Source organism: Lacinutrix sp. 5H-3-7-4 (assembly GCF_000211855.2).
Classification (GTDB): Bacteria; Bacteroidota; Bacteroidia; order Flavobacteriales; family Flavobacteriaceae; genus Lacinutrix.
In genome coordinates, this window is sequence record NC_015638.1 from 3281477 (window position 1) to 3296168 (window position 14692).

The 14692-nt window shown below is 29.4% G+C and carries 19 protein-coding genes; 8 read left to right on the forward strand and 11 right to left on the reverse strand.

What is annotated here, in order from left to right:
* Window position 1: 1 nt before the first annotated feature.
* The 4 genes from LACAL_RS14795 to LACAL_RS14810 form a co-directional block, all read right to left on the reverse strand.
* Complete coding sequence (locus LACAL_RS14795) at window positions 2-328, reverse strand: DNA-directed RNA polymerase subunit omega (RefSeq protein WP_013871573.1); 327 nt, start codon at window positions 326-328, stop codon at window positions 2-4.
* Between the two features lie 7 nt (window positions 329-335).
* A complete protein-coding gene (locus LACAL_RS14800; RefSeq protein ID WP_013871574.1) occupies window positions 336-1139 on the reverse strand; it encodes an outer membrane protein assembly factor BamD in 804 nt (267 codons plus the stop codon).
* A 109-nt stretch (window positions 1140-1248) separates the two neighbouring features.
* On the reverse strand, window positions 1249-2136 hold the full coding sequence (dapA, locus tag LACAL_RS14805; RefSeq protein ID WP_013871575.1) for a 4-hydroxy-tetrahydrodipicolinate synthase: 888 nt from the start codon (window positions 2134-2136) through the stop codon (window positions 1249-1251).
* 11 nt (window positions 2137-2147) lie between these two features.
* Window positions 2148-2666, reverse strand: a complete 519-nt coding sequence (locus tag LACAL_RS14810; protein ID WP_013871576.1) for a hypothetical protein — start codon at window positions 2664-2666, stop codon at window positions 2148-2150.
* 71 nt (window positions 2667-2737) lie between these two features.
* On the opposite strand from LACAL_RS14810, the gene LACAL_RS14815 reads away from it, so the two are divergent.
* The 3 genes from LACAL_RS14815 to LACAL_RS14825 are packed head-to-tail and all read left to right on the forward strand — an operon-like array spanning window position 2738 to window position 4838.
* Entirely contained in the window at window positions 2738-3496 is a 759-nt protein-coding gene (locus tag LACAL_RS14815) for a 5'-nucleotidase C-terminal domain-containing protein (protein WP_013871577.1), read from the forward strand.
* A gap of 2 nt (window positions 3497-3498) precedes the next feature.
* Window positions 3499-4416 (forward strand): bifunctional UDP-sugar hydrolase/5'-nucleotidase, encoded by a 918-nt coding sequence (locus tag LACAL_RS14820; RefSeq protein WP_013871578.1) that lies wholly within the window; start codon window positions 3499-3501, stop codon window positions 4414-4416.
* Between the two features lie 47 nt (window positions 4417-4463).
* Window positions 4464-4838, forward strand: coding sequence for a DoxX family protein (locus LACAL_RS14825; RefSeq protein WP_013871579.1), 375 nt, complete (start codon window positions 4464-4466; stop codon window positions 4836-4838).
* On the opposite strand, the gene LACAL_RS15365 is transcribed toward LACAL_RS14825, so the two are convergent.
* The 6 genes from LACAL_RS15365 to LACAL_RS14855 all read right to left on the reverse strand — a co-directional run bounded on the left by LACAL_RS15365 (window position 4830) and on the right by LACAL_RS14855 (window position 10489).
* Window positions 4830-5234 carry a hypothetical protein gene (locus LACAL_RS15365; protein WP_148256150.1) on the reverse strand — a complete coding sequence of 135 codons (405 nt, stop codon included), beginning with the start codon at window positions 5232-5234 and terminating at the stop codon, window positions 4830-4832. The genes LACAL_RS14825 and LACAL_RS15365 overlap by 9 nt on opposite strands.
* 446 nt (window positions 5235-5680) lie before the next feature.
* A complete protein-coding gene (locus tag LACAL_RS14835; protein ID WP_158306401.1) occupies window positions 5681-6340 on the reverse strand; it encodes a hypothetical protein in 660 nt (219 codons plus the stop codon).
* A 159-nt stretch (window positions 6341-6499) separates the two neighbouring features.
* The gene (gene ligA / locus LACAL_RS14840; RefSeq protein WP_013871582.1) at window positions 6500-8497 is read right to left on the reverse strand and encodes an NAD-dependent DNA ligase LigA; all 1998 of its coding nucleotides are present in this window, start codon (window positions 8495-8497) and stop codon (window positions 6500-6502) included.
* 1 nt (window position 8498) lies between these two features.
* The gene (locus LACAL_RS14845; RefSeq protein WP_013871583.1) at window positions 8499-9080 is read right to left on the reverse strand and encodes a TIGR00730 family Rossman fold protein; all 582 of its coding nucleotides are present in this window, start codon (window positions 9078-9080) and stop codon (window positions 8499-8501) included.
* A gap of 31 nt (window positions 9081-9111) precedes the next feature.
* On the reverse strand, window positions 9112-9987 hold the full coding sequence (prmC, locus tag LACAL_RS14850; RefSeq protein WP_013871584.1) for a peptide chain release factor N(5)-glutamine methyltransferase: 876 nt from the start codon (window positions 9985-9987) through the stop codon (window positions 9112-9114).
* A 10-nt stretch (window positions 9988-9997) separates the two neighbouring features.
* Window positions 9998-10489 carry a GNAT family N-acetyltransferase gene (locus LACAL_RS14855; RefSeq protein WP_013871585.1) on the reverse strand — a complete coding sequence of 164 codons (492 nt, stop codon included), beginning with the start codon at window positions 10487-10489 and terminating at the stop codon, window positions 9998-10000.
* Window positions 10490-10553: 64 nt separating this feature from the next.
* On the opposite strand from LACAL_RS14855, the gene LACAL_RS14860 reads away from it, so the two are divergent.
* Genes LACAL_RS14860 through LACAL_RS14880 form a run of 5 tightly spaced genes read left to right on the forward strand, consistent with a single transcriptional unit; the run spans window position 10554 to window position 14119 of the window.
* Window positions 10554-11009, forward strand: a complete 456-nt coding sequence (locus LACAL_RS14860) for an LEA type 2 family protein (RefSeq protein ID WP_013871586.1) — start codon at window positions 10554-10556, stop codon at window positions 11007-11009.
* Between the two features lie 24 nt (window positions 11010-11033).
* Window positions 11034-11999: a bifunctional diaminohydroxyphosphoribosylaminopyrimidine deaminase/5-amino-6-(5-phosphoribosylamino)uracil reductase RibD gene (gene ribD, locus LACAL_RS14865; RefSeq protein ID WP_013871587.1), complete on the forward strand. Its 966-nt coding sequence runs from the start codon at window positions 11034-11036 to the stop codon at window positions 11997-11999.
* A 31-nt stretch (window positions 12000-12030) separates the two neighbouring features.
* Complete coding sequence (locus LACAL_RS14870; protein WP_013871588.1) at window positions 12031-12642, forward strand: HAD family phosphatase; 612 nt, start codon at window positions 12031-12033, stop codon at window positions 12640-12642.
* Entirely contained in the window at window positions 12639-13502 is an 864-nt protein-coding gene (locus tag LACAL_RS14875) for an EamA family transporter (protein WP_013871589.1), read from the forward strand. The genes LACAL_RS14870 and LACAL_RS14875 overlap by 4 nt, the downstream gene beginning before the upstream one ends.
* The gene (locus LACAL_RS14880) at window positions 13502-14119 is read left to right on the forward strand and encodes a YigZ family protein (protein ID WP_013871590.1); all 618 of its coding nucleotides are present in this window, start codon (window positions 13502-13504) and stop codon (window positions 14117-14119) included. The genes LACAL_RS14875 and LACAL_RS14880 overlap by 1 nt, the downstream gene beginning before the upstream one ends.
* On the opposite strand, the gene LACAL_RS14885 is transcribed toward LACAL_RS14880, so the two are convergent.
* Window positions 14116-14514 (reverse strand): thioesterase family protein, encoded by a 399-nt coding sequence (locus tag LACAL_RS14885; RefSeq protein ID WP_013871591.1) that lies wholly within the window; start codon window positions 14512-14514, stop codon window positions 14116-14118. The two genes, LACAL_RS14880 and LACAL_RS14885, sit on opposite strands and share 4 nt — an antisense overlap.
* Window positions 14515-14692 lie beyond the last annotated feature (178 nt).

Genomic DNA, 14692 nt, shown 5'->3' on the forward strand with positions numbered 1-14692 from the left:
CTTATTTTTTGTCTTCCTCTGTGTTTCTATGGTAGATTTTAGAATCTAACCATTCTTTTACTGCTAAAGCGTGTGGCTTTGGTAATTTTTCATAAAATTTAGAAACTTCAATTTGCTCTTTGTTTTCAAAAATTTCTTCTAATGAATCGTTATATGTTGCAAATTCTTCAAGTTTCTCGATTAATTCTTTTTTAATTTCAGAATTAATTTGCTCTGCTCTTTTTGATATAATTGAAATAGCTTCGTAGATGTTTTCTGTTGGTGCATCTACTGCATTTCTATTATAAGTCGTTGTGCTTAAAGGCGCATCAATCTTTTTTAAATCCATAGTTATATTAACTTTTTGTACTGTATTGTTCTAATTGTTTGTCTATATTTTCTGCTTTCACAGTTGCCAGAGCTAAAAACTCTGAACTAGCATAACGTTTTTTAAATGCATCAAAGTATTTTTTTGCTGCTAATAAACGTTCTTCTTTTAATTGTTCTATACTTTTTGTTGCTAACTTGTAAGCAGAATCAAATCTAATATATAAAGCTTCTTCTCTTAATGATGTTCCTGGAAAATCACTTATAAAATCATCAAATGATGCAATAGATGCTTTATAGTCTGATATTTTATTGTATTGCTTTGCTATTTCAAAAGCTTTTTTCTCTAATTTATAATCTAACTCTTTTACCATTTCGTTGGCTTGAGCTACTTCTGCTTCAGATTCTGGATACAGGTTAATAAACTCTTGAAGTTTTTGCAATGCTGTTATTGTCTCGGTTTGATCTTTTGAGTAAACCGGTGACAATTCATAATAACTTTTAGCACTTTTAAAACTTGCTTCAGCTAACTTTTCACTTTTTGGATATGAGGATATAAAACGCTCAAAATGATAGCCCGAAACATAATAGTCTTCCATTTGGTACAAAGCATCGGCGTTTAGAAACATTAATTTCTCTGCTTGTGGTTTCCCTCTATATTGCGGTATAATCATCTCGAATATACGGTTTGCTTTAGAGTACTTACCTTCTTCATATTTTTTAACTCCCATTCTATACTTTACACCTACATCTTCAGATTTTAAGGCTTTTTGGTATTCGCTACAACTAGTAATTGTTAGCAAGGTAATTAGGATGATAACTAAGTTCTTCATAGAATTTTAAACAAGGTGCAAAAATATGCTTTTATTATGGATTTTAAAAATATAATTTTAATGCTAAATTAAGTGTTGAATTACAGTTAATGTGTGGTTTAAGTAATTTTTAACGCTTATTAAATTGTGCTAGATATTTTTTTATCTTTTCTTTTAAACTTTCTGTTGCTTTTACTAGTGGCAATCTTACTGTATCATTACACAGGTTTAACTCTTGTAAAACGGCTTTTATTCCTGATGGATTGTTTTCTGAAAAAATTAAACTTGTTATTTCCATTAACTCAAAATGAATTTTAAATGCTTCTTTTGCATTACCTTCCATTGCTAAATTTATCATGCTTGAAAATGCTTTTGGTAGTGCTTGACCAATAACACTTATTACGCCATCACCTCCTGCTAGCGCTACCATAGATACTAGATCGTCATCTCCAGATATTATACCAAAACCTTCTGGTTTATTTTTTATTAACTGTAAATATTGAGACATATTGTTTCCTGCTTCTTTTACAGCTACTATATTTTCAAAATCTTTAGCTAGTTTTAATGTTGTTTCTGGCAGCATATTTGATGCTGTTCTTCCTGGAACATTATATAAAATAATAGGCACTGGACTAGCTTGAGATATAGCTTTAAAATGCTGATAAATGCCTTCTTGTGTTGGTTTACTATAATATGGTGAAACAGATAAAATGCCTTTAAAGGAAGACAAATTTGTTGTATTAATTTCTTCTATTACTGCTGCAGTATTGTTTCCGCCTACACCTAATACTAATGGTAACCTATCATTATTTACTTTAACAATAGTTTTTATTATTTCGGCTTTTTCTTCTTTTGTTACGGTTACACTTTCTCCGGTTGTACCGCTTATTACAATATAGTTTGTTCCATTTTCTATATTATATTCTACTATGTTTTTTAATGCCTCGTGATCTACAGTTTTATCTGTATTAAAAGGTGTTACAATTGCAATTCCTGTTCCTTTAAAAGGGTTATTCATCTGTTTTAAAATTATATTTTATTTAATATTGTAAGGTATTTTAAAAGTTCTTTTTCAAACGTATTATATGCCTTAACAGGTGTTTTTATTATCAAGTCGTTTAATCTTTCATCTTCATGCAGTATTCCAACCTTAAAATTTGCTTTAGATTTTACTGTTAATAACTTTAAGTGCATTGAAGCTTCCAAATAATAGCTTATTAAGATATCGTACTCTTTACTTAAAAAACTTTTTAGCGATTCGTTTTTAATATTTCCTTTCCAACCTATACTATTTTTATTAAAGCTGTTAAAAAAATTATTTTCTTCTATTGTTTTTTCTTTTGTAAATGCTATAATTTCACAGTTACTAGATTCTATTTTTAGAGTTTTAAATAAAGAATCAAACCACTTATAATCAATCATTTCATCTATATTAATAATAACTCCAACACTCTTAATTTTGGAATCGCTTGAGTTAACAACGCGATTATTTAAAGTTTTATTAATATAGTTTTGGTTAGATTTCTCCTTAAATCCTTTTAAAATCATCTATATTTATCGCTTTGTTACAAAAGTAGCAAAACCTAACTAATACACAGCTTAATTTTAATAATTAGTATATGAAATTTAATGCCTTTTTTATTTTGTTAATTGCAGCTAGTTTTACTGCCTGTAAACAAAACACACAACATTTATCTAAAATTGAAGGTAAACAAATTGCAGTTACAGATAGTATTGCAATACATGCAGAGTTTGATTCTATAATAGCTCCTTACCGTAAAAGCCTTAACCAAGACATGAATGCTGTACTGTCTTACGCGCCGGAAACTTACACAAAAAATGATGGCGAATACAATACTGCAATAGGTAATTTAATGGCTGACATTGTTTATAGTCAAGGAAATATTGTTTTTAATAAACGTACTAATAAAAATATTGATGCCGTAATTTTAAATCATGGAGGAATTCGCTCAATTATTTCTAAAGGAAACATAACTACCGAAACTGCTTTTCAAGTTATGCCTTTTGAAAACAGTATTGTTGTTGTTGCTTTAAAGGGACAGCAATTAGATAGTATGGCAGATTATTTAAGGCACGCTAAAAGAGCACACCCAATTAGCGGTATGGAATTAGAATTAGATAGAGACTTTAATATTACAAAAACACTGGTTAAAGGTGAAAATATAATAAAAGACAAGATATACTACTTAGCAACAAACGATTATTTATATGATGGTGGTGACCGTATGAGATTTTTTAAACCTAACGATAGTGTTTACCATTTGAACTATAAAATAAGAAATGCTATGATTGATTATTTTAAAAAGAACGACACCATAAACCCAAAAATTGACAACCGTTTTATTCAAACTAAATAACTATGAAAAGAAGACAATTTATAGAACAATCTGCAGCTGCAACTGCTTTAGTAACATTAGGCGGTTTTGGATTACAATCTTGCACTGCAAGTACTAAAACAAAAAAAATTACAATTCTACACACTAATGATGTTCACAGTCATATTGATGCTTTTGGACCAGATGATGGACGTAATGCAAACCAAGGTGGCGTTGCCAGACGTGCTACTTTAGTAGAGTCTATTCGTAATGAAAACCCAAACACACTTTTATTAGATGCTGGTGACATTTTTCAAGGTACACCTTATTTTAATTACTACGGTGGTGAGTTAGAGTTTAAACTTATGTCTAAATTAAAATACGATGCTGCTACTATTGGAAATCATGATTTTGATAATGGTATAGATGGCTTATATGCACAATTACCGCATGCAGAATTTAAATTTTTATCTGCCAATTATGATTTTAAAAATACCATTATGGATACTCACGTTAAGCCATATCACGTATTTGTAAAAGATGGAATTAAAGTAGGCGTATTTGGTTTAGGTATAAAATTGGATGGCCTTGTGAATAAAAACATGTACAAAGAAACTAATTATCTTGACCCTATAGAAATTGCACAGGACATGTCTAGAATTTTAAAAGATGAAGAGCAATGCGACCTCATCATTTGCCTATCACACTTAGGATATCACTATAAAAAAAGTCCAGATAAAATTTCAGATTTAAACCTTGCCAAAGCAACCAAAAATATAGATTTAATTATTGGTGGGCATACTCACACTTTTTTACCAAAACCAACTGTAGCACAAAATGCTGATGGTAAAAATGTTTTAGTAAACCAAGTGGGATGCTATGGTATTAATTTAGGTCGTATAGATTTTTATTTTGATGCCGAAAAAAATAAAACAGCAAACGGAACTTCAATAATTGTGTAAATTCTATTTTAAAATTACGACCTATAGTTTAAACCAAACCATTTTATATGAAAACTAAGGTCCTTTTTTTTATTAGATTAGCTATTGCTATAATTCTTATTCAAACGCTTCGTTTTAAATTTACAGGTCACCCAGACAGTATATTTATATTTAAACAGGTTGGTCTAGAACCTTATGGCAGAATTGGAATTGGAGTTTTAGAACTTATTGCTGGTATACTTTTATTAATACCAAAAACCATTTGGGCTGGAGCAATTTTAACTCTAGGAATTATAAGTGGTGCACTAATTATGCACTTAACAAAACTTGGTATTGTAGTAAATAATGATGGTGGCATTCTATTTATTACCGCAGTAGTAGTTTTTATTCTTGCGGCAATTACACTTTATTTTTATAGAAAAACCATTCCGTTTTTAAAATAACAATCTATAGTACTTATTAATTTTAGATGTAATATAAACGTACACCAAAAAGAAACCAACTATTAGTAATAACGAATATGCAATATTAAGTATATATACTGACGACACAAATATATAAGCTACTTGTATCATTTCTGAAAAGACAATACAAACACTTGCTAAAAACAACAATAAACCACGTCTTGTATCATGATATAAATAGTTTAAAAGTGAAAACGAAAGAATTAATAAAACACACACATTATACAAACATTCTAAAAGAAAGTTAAAAGTATAAACTTCAATAGAATTGTCTGCCAAAATCATTTGATTAAGCGTATAAATAAGATAACCATTAAAAATGGTTAATACTGCAATATGAAGCTTAAACTTTTGGAATAAAACAGTAAAACTCATACTCCTTGCCATATATACAAGCAAACAAGAATACCCTAAAATATAACATAGGTTGCTAACCTTAAAAAACAAGGTGTAATGAAAGTCCCAAAAAACTTTAGAAAGCTCTGCAAGAGAAAATGCTATTAAAAACATCGCAAAATAAGCGCTTTTCTTTTTAGACTCTAAAAAATAAAGACAAACAAAAAATGGTAGCACAAGTGCTCTAGAGTAATTTGAGATTATTTCTACATTAAAAATAACACCAAATAAAAAAACAAAAGCAAGCGCTAAGATCACGCTGCTAACTATTTGCAGTTTTGTAATTTTCATTAATCAGTAAATTTGGGACTACAAATATACAAAATATTTACTTTTAATCGTAAATAACATGCTTTTTATCGGTTAAACATGTTGTGTGTAAGATAATTCTTAGTTTTACTTGTGTTTTAAAAACATAAATAAAACTATTCTGTTTCTATAAAACTAACATGATTAATTAGCGTGTGGTAGTATAACATAAAAAACGCAGAAACATACAACACCGTTGACGTATAGCTAATTAAAACATATTCTGCTATATAATAATAACCAATAAGAATAAGTTCTGCGAATACTAAACACAAACAACCTAAAAATAGAAAGAAGAATTTTTTACTTGAAAATTGAATGTATTTAAAAAATGATAAAGACATTAAAACAACCAATACTAAACTAAAAGTAAACTCTATTAATTGAATTAAATAAATATAATTTGAATCAAACTCTATAGGTAGTAAAATCTCTATTAACACATAAACCATGCTAAATGCTAGTATAACTAAAACACTTAAATCTAGTTTATTATTTTTAAAGAGGTATAAAAATTTTAAATCTTTAGATACATAACATATAAAGGCTATATAAGCTAAAATATACAAACTGTTACATAAGTAATAAGACCAATCTGAAATTTGATTAAAGTCTAAAACATTTACAATATTACCTAAAGAATGAAATATAAAAAAAAGCGTTAATCCTAATACTTTTTCACCTCTTATAAAATAAAATATCGCAATACCTGGAACCATTAATAGCTCTACAGAAGAAGACCATAATTCTAAACCCAATACATTTAAAATTATCACAGTTAACATAATTGTGATAGCCGTTAGAAATAACTTTAGTTTTACGGACATTTAAAAATACGGTTGAATTTTTTTTCAAAATAACAACTTCAAAAAATACTATACAAGAAAAACGGTCGTTGCTTTTTATTTATTACAAATTTTATTAAAAATAAAGTTTTACAAATCAACCATTTGTAAAAACTCATCCTCTGTAATAAGAGATATATTAAGCTTTTCTGCCTTCTCTTTTTTACTTGGCCCCATTTTATCTCCTGCAACAACAAAATCGGTTTTAGATGAAATAGAACTTACATTTTTACCACCATTATCTTCAATTAGTTTTTTTAGTTCATTACGTGAAACTTTGGTAAACACTCCAGAAACAACAAACGATTTTCCTTTTAATTTATTGGTTTGGTTTGCCAATTTTTCGGCTGAAATCTCAAGCTGAACGCCAACATTTTTTAGACGTTTTATAATATTTCTATTTTCTTCTGAAGCAAAAAAGGAAACAACACTTTCGGCTATTTTAATTCCTATTTCATCAACTTTTTCTAAATCTTCAATTGATGCCTGCTCTAAAGCTTCTATGCTTTTATAATGTTTAGCCAGTTTTTTAGCTACTGTTTCTCCTACAAAACGAATTCCTATTGCAAATAACACGCGCTCAAATGAAATTTGTTTTGAAGCTTCAATACCATTAATTAGATTCTCTGCACTTTTTTCTGCCATTCTTTCTAATGGTAAAATTTGTGCTTTTGTAAGTGTGTACAAATCAGCATAATTCGTTATCAAACCTTCTTTAACCAATAAACCAACAGTTTCACCACCTAAGCCTTCAATATCCATTGCTTTTCTAGAAATAAAGTGTTGTATTCTACCTATTACCTGAGGTTCGCAACCATTATAATTTGGACAAAAATGTTTTGCTTCTCCTTCCAGCCTTTCTAAAGGTGTTTGACACTCTGGACAATGTGTTGCGTATTTGGTTGGCTTAGAATCTTGAAGCCTTTGCGTTAAATCTACAGCTATAATTTTAGGAATTATTTCTCCTCCTTTTTCTACAAAAACAGTATCGTTTATTCTTATATCTAGTTTTTCTATTTGATCTGCATTATGTAACGATGCTCGTTTTACTACTGTACCTGCTAAATCCACAGGTTCTAAATTTGCCACTGGCGTTATTGCGCCTGTTCTTCCTACTTGATAGGTAATTTCTTTTAAAATAGTAGACACTTGCTCTGCCTTAAATTTATAAGCCATTGCCCATCTTGGTGCTTTTGAGGTATAACCTAATTCTTCTTGTTGGTATAGGCTATTTACTTTTACTACAACACCATCTGTTTCATAAGGTAAGTTATGACGTTCTGTATCCCAGTGATTTATAAACTTAAAAACCTCATCTATAGTTTTACACAAACGTGCTTCGTTAGGAACTTTAAATCCCATTTTTCTAGCTTTTTCTAAGCTTTCAAATTGATTTTCGACGCCTAGATTTGTTCCTGTTAAATTATACAACAAACATTCTAAAGGACGTTTTGCTACTTCTCCACTGTCCTGAAGCTTTAAACTTCCTGATGCTGTATTCCTAGGGTTTTTATAAGGTTCTTCTCCGTTTGCTACACGTTCTTCATTCATTTTTAAAAACCCTTTAAAAGGCAAAACTATTTCTCCTCGAATATCAAACTTTGCTGGGTAATCACCTTTTAACTGTAATGGTACAGATTTTATGGTTTTTATATTTGCGGTAACCTCATCGCCTTGAAAACCGTCACCACGTGTTACTGCTTTTAATAAATTTCCATTTTCGTAGGTTAGACTTATAGATGCACCATCGTATTTTAACTCACAAGTATAACTAATATCGCCATCAACTAATTTTTTAATTCTTGTTTCCCAATCTTTTAAGTCTTCTAAAGAATATGAATTATCTAATGAGTACATGCGATGCTCATGAACTACTGTATTAAAATTTTTTGTTACTTCTCCTCCAACACGTAATGTTGGTGAGTTTGCATCAAAAAATTCTGGATGTGCTTCTTCTAAAGCTTGAAGTTCTTTTAATTTAATATCAAAATCGTAATCACTTATAGTTGGGTTATCTAATACATAATAATTATAATTATGCTCTCTAAGTTCTTGACGTAGTTGTTCTATTTCTTGCTTTTTACTCATTTTACAATCCTTCTTTATTCAACCATTTTGGCGCTGGCAATGGTGTGAAATTATTCATTTTTTCTAATAAATCGTCAATACTGTCGCTTACCAAAACAGCATCTAAGTTTTCTTGTTTTAGAAAACCGTTTTTTACCATGGTTTTACTTTGCTCAATTAGTGCATTATAATAACCGTTAGTGTTTAAAATACCTATTGGCTTAGTGTGTAAACCTAATTGTCCCCAAGTCGTGATTTCAAAAAATTCATCCATAGTACCAAATCCGCCAGGAATAATTATAAAGCCATCACTTTTTTCGTAAATAACAACTTTTCTATCATGCATACTATTGGTTACAATTAAATGAGTTAAGTTTTCGTTTACAATTTCTTTTGTTTTTAAAAACTCAGGAATTACACCTATAGCATTGCCATTATTTTCAAGCACTCCTTTTGCTACTTCTCCCATTATGCCAATTTTTGCAGCACCATAAACTAAAGCGATATTACGCTTTGCAAATGTTTTACCTAAAGCATAAGCTTCAGAAATTATTTTTGAATCATTTCCTGAACTTGAACCACAAAAAACTGCTATATTCTTCATTTTAATTGCTTTTATATTTTGTTTTATAAACTTATAAATCTGCAGATAACATTCTATCTTTATTAAATATATCTTTTATTATTTCTACATTTTTAAAGCCTATATTTTCTACTAAAGCTTTAGTTTCTTCTCCAAGATATTCATTTATTTCAAAAAAAAGTTTTCCGTTTTTATGTAATTTTTTTGTTGCAAACTCAGCAATTGCCTTATAAAAAAGTAATGGGTTGTCGTCTTCTACAAACAGTGCTAAATGTGGCTCGTTATTAAGTACATTGTTTTTTATTTCCGCTTTTTCAAGGTTTCTAACATATGGCGGATTTGAAACTATAACATTAAACTTTAAATCTTTATTTAATGTTTCATTGCAAGCGTTTAAAATATCGCATTTAATAAACTCTACAGCTACATTATTTAATACTGCATTTTCTTTTGCTTTTTTTATTGCTTCTGTAGAAACATCTATTGCATAAACTTGTGCTTCCTTTAATTCTTTTGCTAGTGAAATTGCTATACAACCACTTCCTGTTCCTATATCTAAACAGGTAAGTGGTTTAGATTCTTTTAGTTTTTGTTTTGCAGTTTTTAAAACCAAAGTGACAAGTTCTTCGGTTTCTGGTCTTGGAATTAGTGTGTGCTTATTAACTTTAAATGGTAAACCATAAAATTCTGTTTCACCAATTATGTATTGAATGGGTTTTTCGTTTTTTAAATCTTCAAGCGCATTAAATATAACCGTTTGCTCTTCTTTATTAATAGCTAAATCTGAATCTAAGGCTAATTGTAAACGCGTAACATTATAATAGTTTTCTGTACAAATAAAGAAAAAGCTAGCAACTTCTTCTACTCCATAAATAGCATCTAATTCTTTATGAAAGATATTTTTTAAATCTTTAATTAACACAAGCATGTTTTTAGTTTTATAAATCTTTTAGCATCCAAACAGCACAAGCTGTATGTCCAGTATTACCTAATGGCGCATTTAAATGCTTAAAACCAAAATACTCATAAATATGAATTGCTGCTTTTAACTGTGGTGCAGACTCTATATAACATTGTTTGTAGCCTAATGTTTTTGCTGTTTCTAAACATTTTTTAAATAGCTTTTTACCCAAACCTTTACCTCTTACTTTAGGAGAGAAATACATTTTTTGAATCTCACAAACACGATCTTCAAAGCCTTCTAAAGGTTTTACTCCAGCGCCACCAAGTATTTCTCCATCTCTATCTATTACATAATACACATCATTACTATTTTGATAAGATTCAAACATTTTCTTAGTCTCTGGATCTGCAAAAGCAGTACCTTCTAGTGGAATATCAAACTCTGGAAAACAAGCTCTTATAACACTTTCTACAGCTGCATTATCCTGCTGTTCTATTTCTCTTATTATGTAATTATTATTACTCACAATATTATGGTATTTTTACGCTCTCTTTCGAGGCTGAATATACAGTAATTATAAAAAATTTTAGATGAAGAAACTCATAATCTTATCAACAATTCTACTTACAATACTAAGTTGCAAAGTAAACGAAAAACCAGAATTTTTACGTGTAGAAAACATAGAAGTTGAAGACTCTAATAATGAGTTTATTATTTTAACTGCCGATGCTTTTTTTAACAATCCAAATACTATTGGTGGTAAATTAGAAACTGATGGTATTAAAGTTGTTGTTAACGATATTGAAGTTGGTACGGTAAGTTCTAAAACTTTTAACGTTCCTGCAAAAAAAGAGTTCTCAATCCCTTTAAAAGCAAACATTCCTGCGAATAAAATTTTAAATTTAAACAACCTTAGTGGTTTACTTAATAGTGTTTTAAATAAAGGTATGCAAGTGCAATATAAAGGAGAAATAAAGTATAAAGTTTTTGGTTTCTCTCATAAATACACCTTAGATGAAATTCAAGATGTAAAAATTAAATTGTAAACCTTGACTACTCACGAAACATACATGCAAAGAGCAATACAAATTGCTAATAATGGTTTAGGCACAACACGTCCTAATCCTATGGTTGGTGCGGTAATAGTACATAACAATATTATAATTGGAGAAGGTTTTACCAGTGCTTATGGAGGTAATCATGCCGAGGTTAATGCAATAAATGCAGTTAAAAACAAAGATTTACTTAAAAAAAGCACACTATACGTTACTCTTGAGCCTTGCTCCCACTATGGTAAAACACCACCATGCAGCGATTTAATTATTCACCACAATATACCTAATGTTGTTATTGGCTGTGTAGATGATAATCCAGAAGTTGCCGGTAAAGGCATAAAAAAGTTAATGGGTGCCAACTGTAAAGTTACCTTAGGTATTTTAGAAAACAAATGTAAAGAGCACCACAAACGTTTTTTTACATTTCATAATAAAAAACGTCCTTATATAATATTAAAATGGGCAGAAACCAGTAATGGCTATATTGCTCCAAAAACCAGAACAGAACAAAAACCAGTTTGGATTACAAATAAAATTTCACGACAGCTTGTGCATAAATGGCGCGCCCAAGAACAAGCTATTTTAGTAGGTACAACAACAGTTATAAAGGACAATCCTACTTTAAATGTAAGGGATTGGAGCGGCAATAACCCTACGCGAATTGTTTTAGACAAAAATAATTTGCTCTCTAAAGAATATACAATTTTTAATAACGAAGCAGAAACGTTTACAATTAAAGCACAAACAGCTAATGAAATTTGCTCCTTTTTATTTAAGCAAACCATAAACTCGGTTATTATTGAAGGTGGCGCAAAAACCTTACAACTTTTTATTAATGAAAATCTTTGGGACGAAGCAAGAGTCTTTAAAGGCAATATTACTTTTACTGATGGTATAAAAGCACCAAATTTTTCTGGAGAACTTAAAGCAGAAGAAACCATATTAAACGATACTTTATTAACTTACCAAAATAACCACTAGTTTTCTAACACATTTAGAAACACCTATTAAAATGATAAAAACCATAATTTTTGATTTTGGAGATGTCTTTATTAATTTAGACAAAGAAGGCGCGATGAGCAATGCTTTAGAGCTTTTTGAAATGGAAACACTATCTGATGATTTAATAGCCATTAACACATTATATGAGCAAGGCTTATTGTCTACAAACGAATTTTTAGAATTTTATACCGAAAATTTCCCTAAGCTTTCTAAAAAAGATATTACCGATGCTTGGAACTTTATTATCCGAGACTTTCCGCCAAAGCGTTTAAATTTTATTGAAACTTTAGCTAAAGAAAAAAAATACAATCTTATACTTTTAAGTAACACTAATGCGTTACACATCGATTGTATAAAACAACATGTACCGTTTTATAACGATTTTAAATCGAGTTTTAATAAGTTTTATCTCTCTCATGAAATCATGATGAGAAAACCTGATGCTAGTATTTTTGAATTTGTTTTAAACGAAAATAATTTAAAAGCAGAGGAATGTCTATTTATAGATGATACAGTCGAAAATACTGTAGCTGCACAAAAACTTGGCATAAACGTTTGGAATAACAACCCTAAAACCGAAGATATTACAGATTTATTTACAATAAAAAGAGATTTATTTTGATTTATCTTCTGTTAAGCATAATTGCCTCAACATTAATTTTTGTAATTTTTAATTTATTAGGCAAATTTAAAATAAACACATTACAAGCCATTATAATAAATTATTTCGCAGCTTTTACTACTGGTATTTTAAGCTCTAACGAAACTTTTGTTGTTAAAGAAATCATACATAAAGAGTGGTTTTTAGGTGCTGTTTTTTTAGGCTTTTTATTTATTAGCATATTTAATGTTATGGCTTTAACTGCACAACGTAACGGATTATCGGTAGCATCTGTTGCCAGTAAAATGAGTGTAGTTATTCCAATAGTTTTTGGTTTATATGTTTATAACGAAACTTCAAATTTTCAAAAAACAACAGGAATTATTTTAGCATTAATCGCAGTATATCTAACCTCGGTAAAAGCAAGAACAGGAACCATAAAAATAAAAAACTTATGGCTTCCTATTTTATTATTCATAGGCTCTGGAGTTATAGACACTACTATTAAGTATCTAGAAAACTCTTATGTTTCCAGTGATGGTATTCCTCTTTTTTCTGCAACTATTTTTGCTATAGCAGGAATTATTGGTGTTTTAATACTAACTGTAAAAGCAATACAAGGCAAATTTAAATTTGATTCTCGCAGTATTTTTGGTGGCTTAATATTAGGAGTAGTAAACTACTACTCTATTTATTTAATTTTAAAAGCTCTAGATTACAAAGGTATTGAAAGCTCTACAATTTTTACTGTTAACAATGTTGCTATTGTCATGTTATCAACTTTAGTTGGCTTATTATTTTTTAAAGAAAAATTAAGCTTAAAAAACTGGGTTGGTATTTTAGTTGCAATACTTTCCATTTTACTTGTAACTTTGGCATAATGGAAAATAATACCGACACATATAAAACAATTTTAAAACCTTCGGAAGAAGTTTTATTTAAAGATAAAAACTCAAAATTTTTTGGCTATGCATTTCCTGTTTATAATGAAGACCATGTAAAAAACCACATTGAAAATTTAAAAAAACAACATCACCAAGCAAGACACTGGTGTTATGCCTACCAAATTGGTACAGAAAATATAGCTTATAGAGCAAATGATGATGGCGAACCTAATAATAGTGCAGGCATGCCTATTTACGGACAAATACAATCTTTCGAAGTTACCAATATTCTTATAGTTGTTGTTCGCTATTTTGGCGGTGTTAAATTAGGCGTTGGTGGTTTAATAAATGCTTATAAAACAGGAGCACAATTAGCATTAGAAGCTTCTAACATTGTTACAAAAACAATAGACATTAACTTTTTAATTAAGTTTGAATATGAGTTAATGAATAAAGTTATGCGTGTTATAAAAGAAAAGAATCTAAATATTACTAATCAAAAATTAGAACTCGATTGCGAAATTACCATTTCAACAAGAAAACGAGATGCTAAAGAAATTTTTGAGATTTTCGATTCTATATATAAGGTGTCTATAAAAACTTTAGAGAATTAATTTTTTAATGCATCAAGAAAATATTGAGGTGGTCTTGTAGGTCTATTTGTTTTTAAATTTACAAAAACCAAATCCACAGATGCAGTTGATAGAATTTCACCAAAATCATTCAGTATTTCATACTCAAATTCAACCTTAACAGAAGGCGCTTTTTTAAGAGTTGTTTTAACTGTAATTACATCATCATAACGAATAGGTTTCTTATATTTTACACTTAGTGAGGCAACTGGTAAACCAATACCATCATCTTCCATTTTACGGTAAGAAATGCCCAATTTTCTCAACCATTCAATTCTGGCTATTTCCAGATATAATGCATAATTTCCGTGATGAACTACACCCATTTGATCGGTTTCTGCATAACGTACTCTTATGTCAATTTTATCGGTTTTCATAACGTTTTATGGATTATTTTTTGTAGTTTCGTTTTAACATCCATTATGAGAAAAAAAAACTAAATATTCAATAGGAAATCATTTTTTTTTTAAGTTTTTTGTTCACATATTTGTCCAGCTATAAAAAAGGCCCGAATTATTCCAAAATTCACCTAACTTAGAACTAATTAAAAAACAC

Excerpts from the sequence above, each read along its gene's own strand:
- LACAL_RS14795 (WP_013871573.1), bottom strand. The coding sequence starts at position 328 with ATGGATTTAAAAAAGATTGATGCGCCTTTAAGCACAACGACTTATAAT.
- LACAL_RS14800 (WP_013871574.1), bottom strand. The coding sequence starts at position 1,139 with ATGAAGAACTTAGTTATCATCCTAATTACCTTGCTAACAATTACTAGT.
- dapA (WP_013871575.1), bottom strand. The coding sequence starts at position 2,136 with ATGAATAACCCTTTTAAAGGAACAGGAATTGCAATTGTAACACCTTTT.
- LACAL_RS14810 (WP_013871576.1), bottom strand. The coding sequence starts at position 2,666 with ATGATTTTAAAAGGATTTAAGGAGAAATCTAACCAAAACTATATTAAT.
- LACAL_RS14815 (WP_013871577.1), top strand. The coding sequence starts at position 2,738 with ATGAAATTTAATGCCTTTTTTATTTTGTTAATTGCAGCTAGTTTTACT.
- LACAL_RS14820 (WP_013871578.1), top strand. The coding sequence starts at position 3,499 with ATGAAAAGAAGACAATTTATAGAACAATCTGCAGCTGCAACTGCTTTA.
- LACAL_RS14825 (WP_013871579.1), top strand. The coding sequence starts at position 4,464 with ATGAAAACTAAGGTCCTTTTTTTTATTAGATTAGCTATTGCTATAATT.
- LACAL_RS15365 (WP_148256150.1), bottom strand. The coding sequence starts at position 5,234 with ATGAGTTTTACTGTTTTATTCCAAAAGTTTAAGCTTCATATTGCAGTA.
- ligA (WP_013871582.1), bottom strand. The coding sequence starts at position 8,497 with ATGAGTAAAAAGCAAGAAATAGAACAACTACGTCAAGAACTTAGAGAG.
- LACAL_RS14845 (WP_013871583.1), bottom strand. The coding sequence starts at position 9,080 with ATGAAGAATATAGCAGTTTTTTGTGGTTCAAGTTCAGGAAATGATTCA.
- prmC (WP_013871584.1), bottom strand. The coding sequence starts at position 9,987 with ATGCTTGTGTTAATTAAAGATTTAAAAAATATCTTTCATAAAGAATTA.
- LACAL_RS14860 (WP_013871586.1), top strand. The coding sequence starts at position 10,554 with ATGAAGAAACTCATAATCTTATCAACAATTCTACTTACAATACTAAGT.
- ribD (WP_013871587.1), top strand. The coding sequence starts at position 11,034 with ATGCAAAGAGCAATACAAATTGCTAATAATGGTTTAGGCACAACACGT.
- LACAL_RS14870 (WP_013871588.1), top strand. The coding sequence starts at position 12,031 with ATGATAAAAACCATAATTTTTGATTTTGGAGATGTCTTTATTAATTTA.
- LACAL_RS14880 (WP_013871590.1), top strand. The coding sequence starts at position 13,502 with ATGGAAAATAATACCGACACATATAAAACAATTTTAAAACCTTCGGAA.
- LACAL_RS14885 (WP_013871591.1), bottom strand. The coding sequence starts at position 14,514 with ATGAAAACCGATAAAATTGACATAAGAGTACGTTATGCAGAAACCGAT.